The organism is Rosistilla oblonga (assembly GCF_007751715.1).
GTDB lineage: Bacteria > Planctomycetota > Planctomycetia > Pirellulales > Pirellulaceae > Rosistilla > Rosistilla oblonga.
Window position 1 is genome coordinate 2751485 of the sequence record NZ_CP036292.1, and the last position, 20963, is coordinate 2772447.

The following is a 20963-nucleotide window of genomic DNA, read 5'->3' on the forward strand; positions in this document are numbered from 1 at the left end:
CAGCGGTCGTCGCAGCGGTTCCGGCTGGGATAAACAGCTTGCCTATGGCGGGACAACTGCGAATACTTTGCAGGGCAACAATTGGCGACGCGGCGGAAGCTCACTTGCTAGCGAAGCCGATTTTGGTGTATATCGAAATCGGCCTAACGTCGCAGCGTTGACTAACCGAATCGCGAGGAGTGCTTCGGTGCCCAGCGAAGCCGAAATTTTCGGCGGGGCTCACTGCTTGGAGGATGGAATCGATGGGACGCGTTGGATCATTTTTGTTAGGCGTTGCGGTTGGTGCCGGTACGCTGTATACCGCGATGAATTATCACGTCGTTCGCTCCGAAGGTGGCACTCACCTGGTCCGCAAGACCGAAGTCGGACTCAGCGGCACGTATGCCGATATCCGCCAATACAGCATCAGCGATTGGCGCCAGCGACCGCAGTTGACTCAAGCGATGCTGAAGGCGCAGCGTTCGGACCTGATGGCTGCATCTCCCACGCAGAACTTGCAACAGCGAGTTGGTTCGATCGTGGGAGGCGTCTTTGGGCGTTAAGCTTCGGTCGTCTCTTCGCCTTGCTCGGCGGGGCGGACGTGCAATTGCAAGCTAGTCGTTTTCGGGCGTTGACCTCAGGTCGTCTCTTCTTTAACGCCGGCTAAGCCAAAACGTCTTTGATTAGCGTTGCCGGTTTGACGCCAGTCAGCTTTTGATCGAGCCCCTGGAATGGGAAGCTGAATCGGTTGTGGTCGAAGCCCAACAGATGGAGCATCGTGGCGTGGAAATCGCGCAGCTGCACGGGGTTTATTGCGGCAGAGTAGCCAACGGCATCGGTCTCGCCGTAGGTCATCCCTGGTTTTGTTCCGCCCCCGGCCATCCATAACGTGAAGGCGCCGGGGTTGTGATCGCGTCCCACGAATCGCATTTCGGTGCCGCCGCGGTTCTCTCGCATCGGAGTTCGGCCGAACTCGCCGCTCCAAACTACCAATGTGTCTTTGAGCATGTCGCGTTGTTTTAGGTCGGCTAGCAAGGCGGCGATCGGACGATCGATCTGCTGGCACTTGCTCTTGAATCCTTCGTTGAGCGCTTCATCTTTGCCAGCGCCGTGCGAATCCCAGCCCCAGTCGAACAACTGGATAAAACGGACATCACGCTCGGCCAATCGCCGGGCCAGCAAACAATTGTTGGCAAACGATTCCTTCCCCGGCTGAGTTCCATACATCGCGTGCACGTGTGCCGGTTCGTCATCGATTCTCATCGCGTCGGGGACCGCGGTTTGCATGCGGAACGCCATTTCGTATTGCGCGATCCGGGTTAGAGTTTCGGGATCGCCAAACTCGACGCTAGTCCGCTGGTTCAGCTTGCTCAACGCATCGAGAACCTGGCGTCGTTGATCGCGGGAAACGCCAGCGGGGTTGGAGATGTCGAGGACGGGATCGCCCTGCGACCGACACTGCACTCCTTGGTAGACCGATGGCAGGAAACCGCCGCTCCAAAGAGCTTTGCCGACTCGCGGTTGGCGACCTCCGGAAAGCAGCACCATGAAGCCGGGAAGGTCCTCGTTTTCGGAGCCCAGTCCCCAGGTGGCCCACGAACCGATCGATGGACTTCCCATCCGAGCCTGTCCGGTATGAACCATCAACTGAGCCGGGCCGTGATTAAATTGGTCGGTTACCATCGTTTTGATGAAACAGACATCGTCGACATGTTTTGCGAAGTGGGGCATCCGGTCCGAGACCCACGCCCCACTCTCCCCGTGCTGTTCGAAAGGATATTGCGGCCCCAGCATCTTGGGAGTCCCCTGGATAAACGCAAATCGCTTGCCCTCCAAAAACGATTGGGGGCAATCGTGGCCGTCGAGTCGTTTGAGATCGGGTTTGTAGTCGAACAGCTCCAACTGACTTGGGGCGCCGATCATGTGAAGGAAGATCACACGCTTCGCCTTTGCCGGCAGCGGCGGCTGGATTGGGCTGAGCGGATTGTTGGCATCGTGCACCGGCAGAGCTTGGGAAGGGGCTGCGTATCCCGGTGAGTTCTGCATTGCCAACCACAACGCTCCCAGCCCGGTCGGGCAGCTGCGGAGAAAGTGGCGTCGGGTTTGGTGCTGTAACCTCAACCGTTGCAATTCGCTGGAGACAGATTCATTGTTCATCGAGATCACCCTACTTCATTACGACTTCGTCGAGGTTCAATAGCACCGCCGCTACCGACTGCAATCCGTCCGCTTCGCTGTCGGATCGGGTTTCATTTGCCAAGCTCACCAAAACCTGCACGTCTTCATCTGTTGCTGGCCGGCAGGTCACCAGCCGATACCCGTAACGAATCTGGTTGGCCAGTTCATCATCCGCATCTCGCATCCGCTGCGCCAGGGCATCGATGCACTCGGCAAACGTCTGATCGTTGAGCATCATCAGGGCTTGCAGGGGAGTGTTGGAACGCAAGCGACGCGGTGCACAGAATTCCCGCGACGGCGTGTCGAAGGCGGCAAACATCGGATACGGAATGCTGCGTTTGATATACGTATAGATCGATCGTCGATGGCGATCCGGGGAATCTTGTTTTGCGACCTCCCAGCGATCTCCCGATTGGAAGGGTTGCCAAACGCCAGCGGGAATCGGCGGGTGGACCGGCGGGCCAAACTGTTTGTCGCTCATCAGTCCCGCCAACGCCAATGCTTGGTCGCGGACCGTCTCCGATGGCAATCGATAGCGTGGGCCGCGAGCGAGCAAGCGATTTTCGGGGTCTCGCCGCAGCAGTTCCTCGCTGACATTGGCGGCTTGGCCATAGGTTCGCGATAAAACGATCTCGCGCAGCAACGCCTTCACGCTCCAACGATGTTCGGTCTGAAAACGGACGGCTAGATAATCGAGCAGCTCGGGATGGGAGGGCAATTCGCCCGAAGATCCAAAGTCCTCTTCGGTGGCGACGATTCCAATTCCAAACAACTGGGACCAGAATCGGTTCACCGCGACGCGTGCCGTCAGCGGATTGGTATCCGAGGCCAGCCATTTTGCCAGCGTCAATCGGTTTGCGGGGCCCTCGGGAAGTGGCGGTAACGACTGGGGCGTTCCGGCGGTGACCTGTTCTCCTTTGGTTAGAAACAAGCCGCGCTCGAAAACGTGGGTCGATCGCGAAAGGTGTTGCGGCAGTTCTTGCATCACCGGAACCGAGACCGAGCGGATCGCGGCTCGCTTCTTCTGTAGCGTGGCAAGTTCGTCTCGCCGCGCGGCGAGCGATTCCTCGTGAAGCGAGTTGGTGAACTGATCCGCGTCGGAGACCGCCAAGTCGCCGCGGCGAGTGATCAGCGAAAATGCGGCAAGCAGGTAGACGCGGTGCTTCAGCGTTACTTGCAGTTGTGCTCCCGGAGGAACCTTGGCTGGGGAGCTTAGGATCAACGCGGCTTGCCGAGGATGGTTGATTCGACTGTAGGCCGCAAACCCGCGGTTCGACTTTGGATCGAGACTCAATTGCGGATCGTAAAATGGATCGGGTTCATCGATCAGCAACGATTCGATTTTCAATTCTTCCGACAGCTTCCCCTCGCGATCGACAAGCCTCGCATCGATGCTTGAGATCACAAATCCCCATTCCGAATCGTCGATCGCTTTGGAGGGCTGCAGCGGCATGGCGGTCAATCGTATGGCCGTCAATTGTGTCATGTCATCGGGCAGCGACGCGGTTAGCGTGATGTCGGTGTTGCGGCTGACAGTTCCCACCGTTTGGAATTCGGCGAGATCGTCGAAGCGATTGACTTCCAATTGAGTCTGATTGTTGCTGGTCGCTGTCATCTCTACGATCGGCCGCCAAAGGCTCTTGTTCGACAGCAGTTGGAATTCTTGCTCCCATATCCGCTCTTTCAGCCGATCGATCTGCCGGTCTAAATCCGATGCCTGCGCATATTGCTGTTTATCCAATGGCGCCGCGGCGACGGGCCAATCCTCGTTCAGATCGCAATCGGTAGTGTTGTTGAAGAACGCTGCAAATTGGTAATATTCTTCGTGGCGAAACGGATCGTAGGGATGGCTGTGGCATTGCACACAACCAAACGTTACGCCCTGCCATGTTTGCCACGTCGTGTTGACGCGATCGAGCACAGCGGCGATGCGAAACTCCTCATCGTCGGTTCCACCTTCTTCATTGCTCTGCGTCAACCGATGGGCTGCTGTGGCGATTCGATCTTCCATCGTGGGATTTGGCAGCAAGTCGCCTGCGATCTGTTTGATCGTAAATTGATCGAAGGGGAGATCGCTATTCAGGGAATCGATGACCCAATCGCGATACTTCCAAACCGATCGACGCCCGTCGGCTCCCAGTCCCTTGGAGTCGGCATAGCGAACTTGGTCCAGCCAGACGCTCGCCCATCGTTCGCCAAACGCTGGCGATTGCAGCAATCGATCGACAGCCTCTTGCTTCGCCGTTTCGGGACTCTCCGCATAGCTGATGCAAAATGCATCGAGCTGTTCCAGGGTTGGTGGCAATCCAATCAGGTCCAACGACACCCGCCGCAACCACCGTTCGGGATCGGCGTCGGGGGATGGTTGAAGTCCGTCGGCGTCGAGTCGCGCCATCACAAAGCGATCGATCGGATCGCGAATCCAATTGGGATCCGAGACCTCTGGCAACGCAGGTGATGTTGGCGCTTCGTATGCCCAGTGGCTTGTCTGCCATTTTGCTCCCTCGTCGATCCATTGCGTCAAAAGATCGATCTCGTGCTGCGGCAATGCGGGACCGTGTTCTGCCGGCGGCATCCGCAGTTCCGGATCGCTCTCCAGCACACGTTCGATCAGCAGCGATTCATCCGAATTCCCCGGCTCGACAATCCAACCGTTTGGTGGCAAGACTTGGTCGCGATAGACAAACGAAATGTCGCCCGCTTGCTTGACTCCGCCGTGGCAGGATGTGCAGTGCTTTGCGAAGATCGGCCGAATGTCGTTGTTAAAATCAATCGTTGGCTGAGCGGTTGCCGGCGCATCGCCAAGGCACACAAGGAGAGCCAACGCTAGTAGTGGTTTGTAATGGTGATGCACTGGAACTCGAAGCGATTGAGGTGGGGTTCAAACTGGGGGAACTGCACGCGTCGGCCCGCGCGGCGCGTCGGGCGAAGGTGGCGAGTTGCTAAAACGAAACGGGAGCGAACAGATCGGTGTTTTCGCTGTACATCGTTTGGTAGTGCATCTGGATTTCTTCGGCCGACAATTGCTGTGCGTAGATCGCTAGCTCATCCATGCCGCCGGCGTACTGCCGCCATCCATCAAAGCCCAATTGGCCGACAAGCAGCTGCAGAACGGTGGGATGGTTTGCGTCTTCGATTGCGACCTGCTTGATCAGTTGGCCATTGCAATACATCTCCAACTGCCGGTCTCCTTTGGTCATGACCAAGTGTTGCCAGACCTCGGGAACGCAGATCCCGGGGCTGATCAGATTGGTTCCCTTTCCGTAGTTTTCCGCCGGAGGACTGCGGTGCAAAAAGCGAAACGCTCCCGGTTCATGAATCAAAAAAGTGTCGGTCAAGATCTCGAAGACGTTCAGGTATTGATGCCCGCCGGGGTCGGAGATCGGTGTCAAACCAAAACAGGTAGCGTGCTGTAGATCGTCCGGTTTGATCCAGCATTCGATCGTGTAGCTGCCTCGATTGATCCCTTCGATCGGATCGCGGCTGACCAAATATCGCGACGTGCCACCACGGCGGAACCTTGCGTATCCGTTGCGGATGCTGATCAATTGGTTCTCGGCGGTGCTTCCCACAATTTCCGCCGCCCATTGGTCGTGAAGCTCGTTTTTAACGATGTTGTTGTCCGCCTGTTCAAACCGCCAGTAGATGATCGGTTGTTGCCGCTTCACCATGTCGACATATCGCCGGCTGACGTTCAGACCTCGGTCGTCCGCCAACAGCATCGGAGGAACAATCGTCGAGGCGTTGACCGAATCACTAGCGTCGGCCGTTGGCGTGTTGGATGCCACCTGCGAATCGAACGGCAACAACGAATTGGTGTCGCGGTCGACGCGAACGTGAGACCCTTGTTTCAATCGTTGGCTGACGAGCGTGGTGCCATCATCGGCCAACAGCGAAAGCTCGACTTCGCCTTCGACGACGTCGACCTCGGATGTTTCTCCATTGTCGACTCGCATCGTGAACTCGGTCCCCAAATCAACGACGGCGGTGTCGGGGGCGTTTAATACGAAGCCGCGCGCCCGCTCGGGGACGTTGGCGCGTATCGCTCCGGAAACCAGCATGGCAAAGTCTTTGGATTCGATCTGCAGTTGAGCGGGCCCCGACAGCGCCAACACCGCCCCGCTCATAAATTCCAACTGCACAGTGCCTTGATCGATCGAGAGCATACCGGGGCGAAGGCGTCGGCCGACGGTCAGCCCCGGTTGGCGTACGTTGCGAACATTGACGATCACCGCGGCAACTTTCGCGAGGCTCGCCGCGGCGGCTTGTTCGACATAGACCTCATCGCTTGGTGGTGTCGACGGCGCGACCGTTGTCTCGGCGGGCGGTTCGTTGGACGCAATCATTGTCGCTCCTGGGACGTCTTCCCCAGGGCGATTGGCAACCATCCAAAAGACTCCGATAGCCAAGCACAACGCCGCCGCCCACGCGATTCCCCAATACGCCCGCCTCCGCTGCGACTTCGCCGGATTGCCGGCGACGGTTGAGCGGGAAGCCGAAAATATGCGTTTCAGTGGATTGGGACGCTCGCAAGCACTCGCGATCCCCTGGGATCCAAGATCGCAACTGGGCAGCTGTGGCAGGTTGACACCGCCCCATCGTTGAGTCAGTTCGGAGTGGATTTGGATGTAGCGCAGATAATATTCGCGCGCCGGTTCCGACTCCTGCATCTCCTCCGCCAGCTGACGCGATTCTTCCGGCGTCAACGTGTCGTCGACAAGCTTCTGGACAAGCAGCCGGAAGGCGCGAGGGACTTCGGATTCGTGTGTCGGTTCACTCATGATCGAATTTCACCTGATAGATTTTTCTCAATGCAGCCGAGCAACTGTTCCCGAATGCGGTGCAGTAGAAGGCTGATCGCGTTCACCGATTTCCCAAAGTCCGCTGCGATCGCTTTGACCGACAGCGATTCGGCGTACCGCTGCAGGAGCAGCCCCTGATGTTCCTCTCGCAGCTTTCCCATGCAGTCGCGAAGCGCGGTTTCGCGGCTGCGTTGGAGCTCCGGTTGGAACATCTGTTGATCCATTGCCTCGAGCGTATTGGCGAGGTCCTCGGGGAATACCAGCAGGTCGCGCGTCTGCCGCTTGCGAAAGGCCATGATTTGGAACCTCGCAATCGTAAAGGCCCAGGCCATGAAATTGGTGCCTGGCTGGTATTCGGCGGCGCGGCGACAAAGAACCAAGTTAACCTCCTGCAGAACCTCGTGAGCTTGGTCGGAATTGCCCAGTCGTTTCAGCAGAAAGCCCATTAACCGCGGCTGCGCATCGGTCAACAGCACTACCAATTCACCGTCTAGCTCGAATTTTGATTGTCTTTCGCTGTTCATACTAAGTGGATATAGCGCGGGGGGCGGAATCTTTCATCTTTAAGTCGCGACAAGGCTCCATTAAACGGGGCTTCGCGGGGCGTTATCTGCCTTTTTTCGATTGTTCCCGAAAGATCTTCCAAGTCGCGGCTATCTCCTAGGGCCTTTTCATAACCGTTGCATTGCAAGGAGCTAGCGATTTTGGGCCTCCAGTTGCACCACATGGCAAGTCGGTGGCTTGTCTCAAAGCGAACCGTGCTGTCCGCTTTTTTCTGTCCCAATTTTCGCACCTCCGGCAAACTTGCGATTTTATCCATCGCGGTTCGAAACTCCGGCTTCCGGATGGTTGATCTGCCGCGATGGTTCTCATCTTGTTTTCGTGTTGGGAGATTTTGAGACATGAGACGTCACGCTTTTACGCTCGTCGAGTTGTTGGTTGTCATCGCCATAATTGGGATCTTGGTGGGGCTGCTGCTACCAGCGGTTCAAGCCGCTCGCGAGGCAGCCCGGCGGATGGAGTGCAGTAACAATCTGAAACAGTTTGGGCTGGCTCTTCACAACTATCACGACACGTACCGCAAGTTTCCGGCGGGCGTATTCGCCAGCAACATCCCGCGTGGCGGAGGTCCGACGACAAGCTTTGGCCCTAGCTTTAATGCCGGCTTGCTGCAGTTCATCGAAGGAAACACGCTGTTCGATCAGATGTCTTGGGTCGGTCGGTCGCCAGGTTATGTCAACGAATCGAGCCCCAGCGCCGGACGCGATGTGAATAGCCCGCTGATGCGAAATGTCTTGCTTCCGCACATGCGATGCGCTTCGACAACGATCCCTGAATTCAACGGCTACGAAATGATCAGTTGTTATGTTGGAATCTCCGGCGCAGCATCCGAAGGTGCATCCGATCCGTTCCAAGGCAACCTGCAGCAAACCCGAAGCATCGGCGGATCCAACGGCATTTTGGCCTCAAACGGGATGCTTTCGATGAACGGTTGGTACGGTATGCGCGACTGTCTCGACGGATCTTCGAACGTCATCATCATGTCCGAGATGAGCGGCGTGATGCGGTACGCTGGGAGCGGTGGTTCGCTGGGGCAGATTGTTTTGCGCGGAGCCAGCGGGAGCGACCACGGTTGGCTGATGGGAACTTTGGAACCCAACCGGGCTCCCGGCTTTGTCAACGATGGGAACAACGCGCGTTGCTTCAACATCACAACCATTCGGTATCCCGTCAAAGCGGCTCCCTTTTCAAACACCGTTTATCCCGGGATGGCAAGCAATTACGGGCCTAACAATCCGTTGACCTCCAACCATCCCGGCGGTGCGATGTCGCTTCGGACCGACGGTTCGGTCCAGTTTCTTGCCGAAAGCACGCAGCTTTTGACGCTGAAACGACTAGCATCGCGAGACGATGGAAATCCCGTGAACTAGGTCTTGGCCTGTTCTTATCCTAAATTTTTCAAATCCAACTGTCGTCGCAAGCGGCAGTTTCTGCTTTGCCTAAGGGAGACTTCGTTGTGGTCGATGAAAAAAAGTTCCGCGTCCCATTTCTGCTCGTTCTGTTTCTGTCCGCTGTGCCGTTAGCAATGGGATGTTCATCGAGCGATACCTCCAACACGGGAACCGTCGCGGGAAGCGTCAACTACAACGGTAGCTCTCTCGGCGAGGGAGCGTCGGTCGTCTTCATGGACATGACAACGGGATTCACATGTGCTGGTGTGACCGATGCCGAAGGGAAGTTCCAATTGGAATCGATTAACGATGGCAATCTGCCAATCGGCAGTTACGGAGTAATGGTTCGGCCTGGCGGAACGATGGATATGGCGGCGATGGAACAAGCTTCCAGCGCCGAGGATGCGATGAACGATGCGGGGATCGCCAAGCCAGCGGCCGTGAAATTTCCCTCCAAGTACAATGATCTGGCGACTAGCGGGCTGTCGTTTGAGGTCCAGCAAGGGGCTAACGAAATGCAGATCGAACTCGTCGATTGAGATCAGTTTTGTGCAGCGGTCGGCGGCGGTGGGGCCGGCCATTGGTGTTGCTCGTATCCGGCGAGCGTTTCTCTTCAGCGTGCGATCTTGCGCGCGTCGACGCGTCACAGGGTGGCGCGATCGCTACCAGCGGCCCAAGCGTTATTTCTTAAACCACGTTACCGCGACGGTCGTTGTGATGCCGATGCTGTTAGTGCGAACGGTTTGCTAGCAAGCGGCTGTTCTTCGAGGCCCTTCCCGTCCCAGCGATTTTCGCCCAAGGGTTCATCGCGTGGTTTGATGCAGAGAGTTCCCAAGGCCCCGCCCCTTGGCACGGTTGCCGCAATGAGGTTTTTAGAACGATGAAATTCACACGAAACCACTACTTCCTGATCGGTATCCTGTTGATCTTGTTCGGAATTCAGTTTCGGTTAGTCGATTCGTTTGTGATCAACGAGCGATGCACTCGAGCCCTAGATCGCGTGATGCGGAAGACTCCCGTCGCAAGTAACGATGCGTTTTCGGCGTTTGCAATGCAGGTTCACCCCAACCCCACCAAACGCGTCCAACCGCCGCGCTGGATCGGCGCTGCGATGGTCGTCAGCGGAATCGTCGTCACGCTGCACAGCTTCGCCCTCCGCCGCAGCTGATACCCGCTACATCCGCCCCGCCGCCCCTGCCCCAATTCGCAGCAAGGATTGCTCGCCCACCAACCTACAGCTTCACGTGGCTTCGAAGGAACGAACCACCGACGGCAATCACGACGACCGAAGTTGTTGTGCGATTGATCATCGGAGCCCTTCAAAACCATGTTCTTGCTGCCAATCGTCATTCTGTTGTTTCGCGCTTCCCCAAGCGAACGCCGCTCGGTAGTGAGCCTGATGTTTGCCGCGTTGTTCCTGTTTGGAATCCCCACTTCGGTTGGCTGGGGAGCGGAATTTGAAGACAACAAAGCCGGGAGCCTGCGACGCGAGGGGTCGCAATTGACGGGAGTTGCCGGCGAAGTGATGCCGGTTGGCAATCGTTGGGTGTTTGTTGGCAGCGACCAACGCACCTATCGGCTGCACGAAAACTTGGCTCTGCAGCGAATCGTCCACTCGCTCCGCCGCGACCACGCCGATACGCACTGGACGGTCGACGGCACGATCACCGAGTTCATGGACGAAAACTTTTTGCAACTCTCGCGAGCCACACGAACGTCGCAATCGAAACGAACCGAAAAGAAAACTCCGAAGCCCTAATCGTCGACCGAATCGGCCGATGTCACCGGCAGTGCGATCCCTTCGCCGCTAAAGTTCCAGCCGATCCAAGACGCCTCGCGGAACAGCGATCCGAAACAGGCTTTGCCCTTCGGTCGAGAGTTCTTTCCATTTGCGATTCAACGAGTCGCCCAGTTGAGCCGCTTCGTCGTGCTTGTTCATTCCCCGCAGCGCATTTTCGCACTGCGCCATCGCAATCGCCGTCAGATGCGGCGGCAAGTCGGGATCGTTCATGACCTGCCGAGCGAGGCGTTCGGCGCTTTCGGGCAGGTTCTGTTGATCGTACAGCCGCGCCAGTTGGATGCGTGCTTTGGCTGCGTAGATCTTGTATTCGGCGCTCTCCGATTCGGGAAAGCTGACCCATACAGCTTGCCAGGCCGCCGGCGTGTTGATTCGCATCGCTTCGAAGAACTGCCGCTGGACCGATTCCTGCGGCTGGACCGTCGCCGCTTCGGTGCTCAACAGATCGGCGACATCGCTGCGATGCCTTGCCGAGACGATCCCCGCGGCAAGTCCCATCAGCGGCAGCGCGATCGCGGCCAGCCACAACAGCCGCCGGGCGGTGCTTGTCGGTTCCGACGACATCACGCTCTGCAGCGTCTTGGTCGCTGCCAAGCGGACCGGCAGCGTTCCGAGCGTCTCTTGCCCGCCGGATTGTTCGACTTTCTTGTGCAGGTAATCGACTAGACGTGACGGTGAATCGAATCGCTGTTTAGGATCTTTGGCCATCAATCGGGCGACCACTTCATCGACCCAATCGGGAACGTGGTCGTCCATCCGCATCGCACTGATCCGCGGCGGGGTTTCATGAAGATGACGGACCGCGATCGCCAGCGGCGTTTCGCCTTCGAACGGCGGTCGTCCCGTCAGCACGTGGAACATCGTCACGCCCAGCGAATAGAGATCGCTGCGGACGTCGACCGGTTTGCCTTGAACCTGTTCGGGGCTCATATACAGCGGCGTTCCCAGCGTCAGCCCGACCTGCGTCAGTTCGCTTTGGAAATCGGGATTGGCGATCCGAGCCAATCCAAAGTCGGCGACTTTAACATTCCCTTTGCTGCTGAGCATGATGTTTTCGGGCTTGATGTCACGATGCGTGATCCCTTGCTCCGAAGCGGCATCGAGCGCCGCGGCGACTCCCAGCATCACATCCAACGCCCGTTGCAGCGACAGCGGCCCCTCGCGGTCGACCTGCTCGCGGAGATTGCGGCCGTCGACAAATTCTTGGCTGATGTAATAGCGTCCATCGGAGCGACCGACGTCGTAGACCTGGACGATATTGGGGTGCGACAGTTTCGCTGCGGCGCGGGCTTCGCGACGGAAGCGTTCGACGTAGTTGTTGTCGTTGGCCAGCGAAGCGCGAAGGATCTTGACCGCCACCTGCCGTTCCAACGAAACCTGCTTGGCCAGATAGACGTCCGCCATTCCGCCGCGTCCCAATCGCCGCAGGATCTGCAGGTCGCCCAATTGGCCACCCGTCAAATCGTTGCCGATTTCGTGTGCCGCGAGCGAGTCACCAGGTGGAACGTTGGAGGTGTCGGTCATTGTGCAAGTTACTTCATGCCCGATTTAATACCGGCTTGGATCTGTCGTTGAATGATCGAAACCAGCTTCACATCGTACGTCTTCTCAGGCACCTCGGCGCGGTCGGCGACCAACCCCGCTCGAGCAATAAATTCACGGAGCGCTTCATCGGAAAACTCTTGGTTCAACGAATAGCCTGATTCGTGGTCGGCGGGGGACGAGATCGGTTCGAAGATGTCGGCCATGTCGAACTGAGTCACTTTGTCAAGTTCCGCGCCGCGCTGCAAACGGGACAGCTCGCCTAGAAACTCGACCTTTTCGTCATCGCTGAACGAATCTCGCTGTGCGATGACCGAGCCGACATACTGCAGGTCCCCCCAGCTGATGATCGGTGCACGAACCAATCGCTGCATCACTCCAGCGACCTGCCAGTCTTCGAGCTCTCCCGAACGGCCGCGCTTAATAAATTCGCGGAGCTGGGCGATCGTCGCCTGCTTTTCGTCCGGTTCCAGCCGCGATTGTTCGATCAACGGGATCAGAGTCCCGTCGATCGTCCGCAAGGCGAATTCGCCCCGCTGCTGAAATAGATAATAGGTACCGCCGGCGCAGCTGATAAAAAACAGCATCCCCAGCAGGGCAGCACCGGCGATCAGCGCCGGTGCCCAGGCGGCGCACCCCGAAGGCTCTGCGGGCGCCTGGGGTGCGTTTGTCGGGTCGGTATTATTCTGGGTGTTCAATCTTCACGACTTCAAATTTTTGAATTCCCGCGGGGACACTGATCTCCGCTGTCTGTCCGACCTTTTTGCCCAACAATCCTTGCCCGATGGGACTGGTTACCAGAATCTTACCGGCATCCAGATCATCGTCTCCCACCCCGACGAGCGTAAACTCCTCCTCGTCCTGATAGGTCAGGTCTTTGACTGTCACTTTGCACCCGAAAACAACCTCGTCCTTGGGCAATTGCGAGACATCGACGATGTCGGCCCGGGCGATCTTGCTTTTCAATTCGTTGATCTTCGCCTGCAGCAACCCTTGGTTTTCGCGTTGGGCGTGATATTCGGCGTTTTCCTTCAGGTCTCCCTCTTCTCGCGCGGCCGCCAATTTCTCAGTGATCTCGGGCATCAGCACCCCTTCCAGATGGGCAACCTCCGCTTTCAATCGATTATAACCTTCGCGGGTCATTGGTACCGATCCACTCATGGCACCTGTTCCTTCCTGCTTTAAGTTGGGTTCATTCAAAATTAAAGCGATCGACTCTTGAGTCAAGAAGTCGACCGCTCGATAGACGGAAACTGTCGTGTTCCACGCATTTTCAATGTTTTGTATCCATTGTGCAACCCGCTCGGATGCCAGAGGGACGCCAAAGCAGCGAATGACGCCGATGCAGCGACATGGCAGCGCGATTATCCGCCTTTGCCCGGTTGTTTGGGGCGTGCTTGCCATGCCGGTTAGGGGCTCCACCGGAGCCTCAGGCAGGCCGTTTTGCCGCGATGCTATCACCGCCCCAGCAATTCGGGCGGAACAAAACAGTTGGTCGGTCGGGGGCGGTTCAATCCCCTGAATCGTCTCCGCGCGATGGCAATTCTTGTGCCAAAGAATCGATCTGGCCTAGTCAGCGTCGAAGGGATATGCACAATTTCCTTCATAGGATTCGCGGTGATGTCGCCACCAAACTCGGTGTGCGAAACAGCGGATGCTTGCCGTTGATGCGTTCGCGGCGAACCAACCTTTCTGAAAGCACCTGTCTTATGCGTCGAAACGATCTACGCAACGTCGTCATTATCGCTCACGTGGATCACGGCAAAACGACGCTCGTCGATTGTTTGCTGCGGCAAAGTAGCGAACAACGTGAATCCGATCTCCGCGGTGAACGGATTCTCGATTCGAACGATCTCGAAAAAGAACGTGGGATCACGATCCTTTCGAAGAATATCGCGATCCCTTATCGCGGCGTGAAAATCAACGTCATCGATACCCCTGGTCACGCCGACTTTGGCGGCGAAGTCGAACGCGTCGTCCGGATGGCCGATGGTGCGTTGGTCCTGGTCGACGCTGCCGAAGGCCCAATGCCGCAAACACGCTTCGTGTTGGAGAAGGCGTTGGAGGCGGGAGTCAAGCCGATCGTCGTGATCAACAAGATCGATCGCCCCGACGCCCGTTCGATGGAGGTTCTCGACGAAGCTCTCGAATTGCTGGCTGAACTCGGCGGCGACCACTTTCTCGACGATGCTTCATATGTCTTCGCTTCCAGCAAAGAAGGCTACGCCACCGACGACCCGAGCAAACCGGGAACCGACATGACACCGCTGTTGGATCGTTTGGTCGACGATCTGCCAGGTCCCGATGTCGAAGTCGACGCGCCGTTGCAAATGTTGGTGACCACGCTCGATTGGTCCGAATACGTCGGCCGAATCGCGATCGGACGGATCACTTCGGGAACGATGTCGGCTGAACAGACCGTCGCCGTTCATCAATCGGGCGGCCGAATCGCACGCCGCAAGATCGGCGGACTGTATATCTTTGACAAGCTGGGCCGCGTCGAAGTCGAGAAAGCCTCGGCTGGCGAAGTTGTCGCGATCGTTGGTCTGGATGACGTCGAGATCGGCGATACGATCTGCCACCCCGATCACCCGATGCCGCTGGAGCGATTGAAAGTCGATGAACCGACGTTGGAGATGGTCTTCAGCATCAATTCATCTCCGATGGTTGGACGCGAAGGCAAATACGTCACCACGCGTCAATTGAAGACGCGTCTGGAAAAGGAACTCGAGCGGAACGTCGCCCTCCGCGTCGCACCGATCGAAGGAACGGAAGCTTACGCCGTGCGTGGCCGCGGTGTCTTGCACCTGTCGGTGTTGATCGAAACGATGCGTCGCGAAGGTTATGAATTGAGCGTCGGCAAGCCGCGTGTGGTCTTCCAAGAGATCGACGGCAAGAAGCACGAACCGTACGAAATCCTGAACGTCGAAGTCCCCGAAGAACGGATGGGACCCGTGATGGAATTGGTCGGCCACCGCCGCGGATTGTTGGAAGACATCTCGCCGCGCGGCAGCTACCAATTGTTGCGGTTCAACATCCCCGCTCGCGGTCTGATCGGTTTGCGAACCCGGTTGCTCAACGCAACGCAAGGGACCGCGATCATTCACCATCGCTTCGACAGCTACCGTCCCGTCGAAGGCGAAGTGCCCTCGCGTGGCAACGGCGTGTTGGTCTCGATGACCAGCGGCAAAGCGGTTCCGTTCTCGCTGTTTACGTTGCAAGATCGCAGCGAATTGTTCGTCCGCCCCGGCGACGAGATCTACGAGGGGATGATCGTTGGCGAAAATGTTCGCGACAACGATATGACCGTCAATCCGACCCGCGAGAAGAAGCTGACCAACATGCGAGCTTCGGGAAGCGATGACAACGTCGTCCTCAAACCGGCTCGCGAACTGTTCCTCGAAGCGGCTCTCGAATTCATCGAAGACGATGAACTGGTCGAGATCACTCCGTTGAGCATCCGGTTGCGTAAAGCGGTTTTGCGAGAATCCGATCGCCGTCGCATCGGCCGTTCGGGCTCCAAGGCTTAACGCGAACCGAAACGGAAGCCTCTGCCCGATCGCGGGCAGAGCAAATAGGACCGCCGGTCTAGACGATCGCGGTCTTGGACGGTTGATCGGGCTGTTCGATCACAAATCGCGGGACCGCATACCCGGGCAACCGCGTTCGCAAGCCTTCGATCAGCTCGCAACCTCGTTCTTTCGAGACGTCGAAGTGAGCCGCGCCGGCGACTTGGTCTAGCTTGTGCAGGTAATAAGGCGTCACGCGGAGATCGATCAGCCGCCGGCAGAGATTGGTCAGCGCGTCGAGGTCGTCGTTGACGCCGCGCAACAGAACCGCTTGGTTCAGCACCGGGATTCCCCGATCGATCAACCGCCCCAGTCCCTGCCCGACGGCTTCGTCGAGTTCGTTGGCGTGATTCGAATGCACGACCATCCAGACGGTCAGCCGCGAAGCGGTCAGCATCTCGACGAGGGCATCGTTGACGCGCGACGGCAACACGATCGGCAACCGGCTGTGAATCCTCAGCCGCCGCAGATGCGGAATCGACTGCAACGCGTCGATCAATCGAGCGAGCACCGGATCGGCCAGCATCAGCGGATCGCCGCCACTCAACAAGACTTCTTCGATCGAATCGTCGGCGGCAATTTCATCGAGCGCCGGTTGCCACTGGTCGATCGAGTGCGGAATGTCCGAATAGGGGAAGTGCCTGCGAAAACAATAGCGACAGTGGATCGCACAGGCTCCCGTCGTGACCAACAGCACACGACCTGCATATTTGTGGATCAGACCTCCGCAGCGCGTGAAGCTAGCTTCCTGGAGCGGGTCGCGGCCAAAGCCCTCGACCGCCGCGGTCTCGCTGGCCGCTGGAAAGACTTGTCGCAGCAGCGGATCGGCTGGATCGTCGGGCTGGATCCGCGAGAGAAACTCTCGCGTCACGAAGACGGGGAAATCGGTAGCTGCTTGCGCCGACGGCGCGAGCGTCTGTTGCAGCCCTAGCAACTGGACAAGTTCACGCCCCGATCGGATCGCTTCTTTTAGGCTCGTCTGCCAGCGTTCAGAACTCTCCGACCGGGCGCGGACAGGATTTGTCGGATTCGCTAGAATCGGGACCTTCATTTAGACAGTTCTCGTAGAAACTTGGTGCGGTGAGACTTGAAGCTCCCGCGTGGGAACTGAACGACGGGCTCGGAGGCGAGGCTTGCCGACCTGCATTCAAATCAATTTTGGAGCGTTAGACCAGTGGCAAACTACAATACAAGCGATTTTCGCAAGGGCCTGAAAGTACAGATCGACGGCGAACCCTACCTGATGACCGAAATGAATTTCGTCAAGCCAGGTAAGGGAAACGCGATGTATAAGTGCCGGCTGAAAAACCTCGTTCGAGGCACGTCGCTGGACCGCACCTACAAAGGAGGCGATTCGCTGGAATCGGCCGATGTCGAAGAAATCGACACCCAGTTCCTCTATCGCCAAGGCGATGGGTTTGTCTTCATGGATAGCAAGACCTACGAACAATATGAGCTGACGGCAGATCAGGTCGACGACGCCTGGAAGTACTTGAAGGATGGCATCACCTGCACCGTGACGCTCTACAACGGCAACCCGATCGTGATGAGTCCTCCCAATCACGTCGAGATGGAAATCATCGAGTGCCAACCGGGTGCCAAGGGTGATACCGCGACCAACGTCACCAAACCTGCCAAGGTCGAGACCGGCGCTGAGATCACCGTTCCTGGTTTCATCAAAGAAGGGAACGTGATCAAAATCGATACCCGCACCGGCGAGTATATCGAACGCGTCAGCAACTAAGCTCTCTCACTCTGGTTAACTTTTCTCCTCTGCAATAAGGCTTTGCCGACCCATGTTTTTGTCGATCGATGGCATCGATGGTGCCGGCAAAACGACGCAATTGGAGCGTCTGTGCCAGTGGCTGGAGGAGGCGGGCGAAGCGGTCGAATTCGTTCGCGATCCGGGCAGCACGCCCGCTGGCGAAGCGATTCGAGGGCTGTTGTTGGACAGCGACCTGGAGATGCATCGCCGCTGCGAAGCGCTGCTCTATATGGCGGCTCGGACTCAGTTGGTCGAAGCTCGGATTCGACCAGCGATCGCCGCTCGGAAAACCGTCGTCTCGGATCGATATCTGTTAGCCAACGTCGTCTACCAAAGTGTGGGTGGCGAAGCCGATCCCGAACTGCTGTGGGAACTGGGGCAGATTGCGACCGCGGGGGTCTATCCCGATCTTACGATCCTGTTGGATCTGCCAGCCGACGCGGCGGCGGAGCGGCGCAGCGGGCCGGCCGATCGCGTGGAACGCCGCGGCACCGAATACCTGGAACAGGTCCGGCAAGCGTTCCTGGAACAACTGCCCCGCTGCCAGGGTGCGACTGTGGTGATCGATGCCAGGCAGAACATCGATGCAGTCTGGGCCGATATTCGCAGCGCGGTCCAAGCGACGCTCGACCGACGCGACGTTTGAACCGCTCGGCACCAAATCTCAAGCCAAGGTTGAGGCAGCTTCGATGCAATGGAACGACTATATCGGCCACCAGCAACAGCGGGAGTGGTTTGCCACGGCGCTCCGCAATGGGCGTCTGGGGAGCACGTTTTTGTTTGTCGGTCCCGCTTCGATCGGCAAGCAAACCTTTGCCACGCTGTTGGCCAAAACGCTGCTTTGCGTGACCAATCCGCCGGAACAGATGAATCCCTGCGGGCACTGCGAAAGCTGTCTGTTGGTCGAGGCGGAAACGCATCCCGATCTGTTGCGGGTCGAAAAACCAGCTGACAAGTCGGTGATCCCTGTTGAAAAACTGGTCGGTCCCCGCGAGGCTCGGATGCAGGAGGGGCTGTGCCACGACATCCGCCTGCGAGCCTATTACGGACGCCGAAAAATTGCGATCCTCGACGATGCCGACCACCTCAACCAAGAAGGGGCGAATTGCCTGCTGAAGACGCTCGAAGAGCCGCCAGTCGGATCGATCGTGATCCTGATCGGAACCAGCCTGCAGCGGCAGCTACCCACGATCCGCAGCCGCGCCCAAGCGATTCGGTTTGCTGAACTAAAGCCCGCCGAAGCGAAACTGTTGCTGCAGCGCAGCGAGATCGAAGCGGATGAAGAGGCGATCGAGCAAGCGTTGCAACTTGCCGGCGGCGACCTTTCGCAAGCTGCAGAAATTTTAAATGAGGAATCGCGGCAGTTCCGCACCGCGCTGGCTGATTTGCTGAAACCACAGACGCCCGCGGCGATCGAACTGGCAACTCTCGTTTCCGATTATGTCAACGCAGCTGGACAGGATGCATCGGATCGCCGCAGCCGAATGCGTCAGGTTTTCCGAACGGTGATCGAATTCTATCGCACCCAGATGCGTCAGGCATGTTTGGCGGAACAGGCGGCCGATCCGACGATGGAGATGATGTTGTATCGGATGGATCGCTGCGTCGAAGCGATCAACCAGGTCGATCGCAACGCGAACCAGCAAACGCTTGTCGAAAGCTGGTCGTGGGACCTGCAACGAGGGAAACCGCTGATCTAATTTACTCCGCTTTACTCCGCCACGATCGGGTTGCTGGCGCCGACGGGACCAAGTTGGATCAGCTGTAATTTTTGCACTGGACGCAAACTCGCCGAATTGGCTACCGTTCTTGCTGGACGCTGCGTATCGTGTCCGTGATTTTTGAACCATTGCCGGGTGTCAGGGAGGACGCACGTGCAAACGATAAAAACTGCCGTCGTAACCGTTTTATTGCTTGTTGTCTTGTACGGAGCGTATGTTGCTATCAACACGCCTCCGGTGATGATGCCTGATGAATTGCAGGCATTGGTCGAACAGGATGGTTTGCAAATCGATGATGGTGCGATCGATGTCCCCGAGATCGAAGTGCCGCCGTTTGGCGATTCCTTCGGCGGAACGATCAGCTCCACGCAAAATGGCGTCGTCGCTTCGCTGTCGTCCGATTCCCCCGATTCAACGGGCGAGGATTCTTCGTCCGATTCCGACCCGCTTGCCGCGTTGCCGCCATTGAACTTCGGTTCGGATGATTCCGCGACGACTGAAAGTGAAAGCCGCGACGACGAGGTTTCGGCCGCGCCGTTGATGACTCAGGCTCTTCCCAAGCCGGCTGACAGCAGCCCCGCGATCGCGGCGGATCCCGATCAAACGTACCCCGAAACGCCGATGGCCGGTTTGTCCTTGAGCGGTCCTGCGGGGCCGGCGGGCGACGAAGCCGAATCGGTGCCGTCAGCCGAAGCCTCGCTCTCGGATTCCGGCTCGGGTTTCCAAATGCCTTCGGATCCCAACGCCGCTGCAGCTGAACAACCAGCCGCCGAGACGCCAAGTTCCGATTCGGCAGCAGGTATCGATAACGCAATCCAAACTGCCGATCGCCAAGTCGCCGCCGGTGAACTGCGAGAAGCTCTGTTCACGCTGAGTCTGTTTTATGGCAGCCCCGACCTCACCGATGAACAGGTCCAACAACTGATGCCTCGCCTGAACGCATTGGCTGGTGAAGTCGTTTATTCGCGTCGCCACTTGATCGAATCGGCCTACCGAGTCCAGCCGGGCGATACGCTGCAGTCGATCGCGGATGCTCGTCACGTGCCGGTCCAAGTTCTGGCGAATATCAACGGGATTACCGATCCAGCGAGCCTGGTTCCGGGCACCGAACTCAAAGTCTTTACCGGACCGTTTCGCGCCGAGATCGATCTTTCCAATTCGAAGCTGGCACTCTTCCTGGGCGATCTGTTCGCAGGTGCGTTTGCTGTGAAGACAGGCACCAGTCCGTCGCCTGTCGAGGGAACGTTTGCGATCCAGGCGAAGCAAAAAGCCCGCGCCTACTATGGAATGGACGGGACCACCTTCGCAGCTGGCGATCCACGCAATCCTTATGGAGAGTTTTGGATCGACTTGGGCGATCGGTTGAGCATTCACGGCAGCCCAAGCATGCAGCCAGGTGTCAGTGGACTTGGTTGTATTCAAATGAACACCGCCGACGCGCGGGATGTCTACGGCATCCTATCGGAAGGTTCTTCGGTGACGATCCGTCGCTAATGTGGTTTCGAAAGACTTGATGCATCAGCCGTTGCTGGTGCATTGGACGCTGGTCTCTGCTGAAGGCCAGCGGCAACGCTTCGGAAAATTCTCACAAATTGTCAGCTGTCGATCTCCGCGACCCCCGCGGATAGGATAGAATCGCGTCACGTTCGCCGCAGTG

At 57.7% G+C, this 20963-nt stretch carries 18 protein-coding genes; 10 read left to right on the forward strand and 8 right to left on the reverse strand.

The genetic code is table 11. The features are described 5' to 3' along the window. Positions 1-242 precede the first annotated feature (242 nt). On the forward strand, positions 243-542 hold the full coding sequence (locus tag CA51_RS09645; RefSeq protein WP_145120036.1) for a hypothetical protein: 300 nt from the start codon (positions 243-245) through the stop codon (positions 540-542). A gap of 100 nt (positions 543-642) precedes the next feature. On the opposite strand, the gene CA51_RS09650 is transcribed toward CA51_RS09645, so the two are convergent. From CA51_RS09650 to CA51_RS09665, 4 genes are all read right to left on the reverse strand, one after another. Beyond that, positions 643-2136, reverse strand: coding sequence for a DUF1501 domain-containing protein (locus CA51_RS09650; RefSeq protein WP_145120037.1), 1494 nt, complete (start codon positions 2134-2136; stop codon positions 643-645). A gap of 10 nt (positions 2137-2146) precedes the next feature. Continuing rightward, positions 2147-4981, reverse strand: coding sequence for a PSD1 and planctomycete cytochrome C domain-containing protein (locus CA51_RS09655; RefSeq protein WP_231746095.1), 2835 nt, complete (start codon positions 4979-4981; stop codon positions 2147-2149). Between the two features lie 118 nt (positions 4982-5099). Then, positions 5100-6938, reverse strand: a complete 1839-nt coding sequence (locus CA51_RS09660; protein WP_145120041.1) for a LamG domain-containing protein — start codon at positions 6936-6938, stop codon at positions 5100-5102. Next, positions 6935-7483, reverse strand: coding sequence for a sigma-70 family RNA polymerase sigma factor (locus CA51_RS09665; protein WP_145120043.1), 549 nt, complete (start codon positions 7481-7483; stop codon positions 6935-6937). The genes CA51_RS09660 and CA51_RS09665 overlap by 4 nt, the downstream gene beginning before the upstream one ends. A gap of 378 nt (positions 7484-7861) precedes the next feature. Here CA51_RS09665 and CA51_RS09670 point away from each other — a divergent pair, with 378 nt between their 5' ends. The 4 genes from CA51_RS09670 (at position 7862) to CA51_RS09685 (ending at position 10670) form a co-directional block, all read left to right on the forward strand. After that, positions 7862-8890, forward strand: a complete 1029-nt coding sequence (locus CA51_RS09670; protein WP_145124096.1) for a DUF1559 domain-containing protein — start codon at positions 7862-7864, stop codon at positions 8888-8890. An 86-nt stretch (positions 8891-8976) separates the two neighbouring features. After that, positions 8977-9450, forward strand: coding sequence for a carboxypeptidase-like regulatory domain-containing protein (locus CA51_RS09675; protein WP_145120045.1), 474 nt, complete (start codon positions 8977-8979; stop codon positions 9448-9450). A gap of 341 nt (positions 9451-9791) precedes the next feature. Continuing rightward, positions 9792-10079, forward strand: coding sequence for a hypothetical protein (locus tag CA51_RS09680; RefSeq protein WP_145120047.1), 288 nt, complete (start codon positions 9792-9794; stop codon positions 10077-10079). 159 nt (positions 10080-10238) lie between these two features. Continuing rightward, positions 10239-10670: a hypothetical protein gene (locus tag CA51_RS09685; protein WP_145120049.1), complete on the forward strand. Its 432-nt coding sequence runs from the start codon at positions 10239-10241 to the stop codon at positions 10668-10670. Between the two features lie 48 nt (positions 10671-10718). Here CA51_RS09685 and CA51_RS09690 read toward each other — a convergent pair whose 3' ends face one another. The 3 genes from CA51_RS09690 to greA are packed head-to-tail and all read right to left on the reverse strand — an operon-like array spanning position 10719 to position 13412. Beyond that, on the reverse strand, positions 10719-12233 hold the full coding sequence (locus CA51_RS09690; RefSeq protein ID WP_145120051.1) for a serine/threonine-protein kinase: 1515 nt from the start codon (positions 12231-12233) through the stop codon (positions 10719-10721). An 8-nt stretch (positions 12234-12241) separates the two neighbouring features. Next, positions 12242-12949, reverse strand: coding sequence for a hypothetical protein (locus CA51_RS09695; RefSeq protein WP_145120053.1), 708 nt, complete (start codon positions 12947-12949; stop codon positions 12242-12244). Next, on the reverse strand, positions 12933-13412 hold the full coding sequence (greA, locus tag CA51_RS09700; RefSeq protein WP_145124097.1) for a transcription elongation factor GreA: 480 nt from the start codon (positions 13410-13412) through the stop codon (positions 12933-12935). Before greA ends, CA51_RS09695 begins: the two co-directional genes overlap by 17 nt. Before the next feature lie 548 nt (positions 13413-13960). On the opposite strand from greA, the gene typA reads away from it, so the two are divergent. Next, entirely contained in the window at positions 13961-15781 is a 1821-nt protein-coding gene (gene typA, locus CA51_RS09705) for a translational GTPase TypA (RefSeq protein ID WP_145120055.1), read from the forward strand. A 58-nt stretch (positions 15782-15839) separates the two neighbouring features. On the opposite strand, the gene epmB is transcribed toward typA, so the two are convergent. Continuing rightward, on the reverse strand, positions 15840-16871 hold the full coding sequence (epmB, locus tag CA51_RS09710; RefSeq protein ID WP_145120057.1) for an EF-P beta-lysylation protein EpmB: 1032 nt from the start codon (positions 16869-16871) through the stop codon (positions 15840-15842). A gap of 123 nt (positions 16872-16994) precedes the next feature. On the opposite strand from epmB, the gene efp reads away from it, so the two are divergent. The 4 genes from efp to CA51_RS09730 all read left to right on the forward strand — a co-directional run bounded on the left by efp (position 16995) and on the right by CA51_RS09730 (position 20800). Further along, a complete protein-coding gene (gene efp, locus CA51_RS09715; protein ID WP_145120059.1) occupies positions 16995-17564 on the forward strand; it encodes an elongation factor P in 570 nt (189 codons plus the stop codon). Positions 17565-17616: 52 nt separating this feature from the next. After that, positions 17617-18231, forward strand: coding sequence for a dTMP kinase (tmk, locus tag CA51_RS09720; protein ID WP_145120061.1), 615 nt, complete (start codon positions 17617-17619; stop codon positions 18229-18231). 43 nt (positions 18232-18274) lie between these two features. Next, entirely contained in the window at positions 18275-19285 is a 1011-nt protein-coding gene (locus CA51_RS09725; protein WP_145120063.1) for a DNA polymerase III subunit, read from the forward strand. A gap of 174 nt (positions 19286-19459) precedes the next feature. Beyond that, positions 19460-20800, forward strand: a complete 1341-nt coding sequence (locus CA51_RS09730; RefSeq protein ID WP_145120065.1) for a L,D-transpeptidase family protein — start codon at positions 19460-19462, stop codon at positions 20798-20800. The last annotated feature ends 163 nt before the right edge of the window (positions 20801-20963 follow it).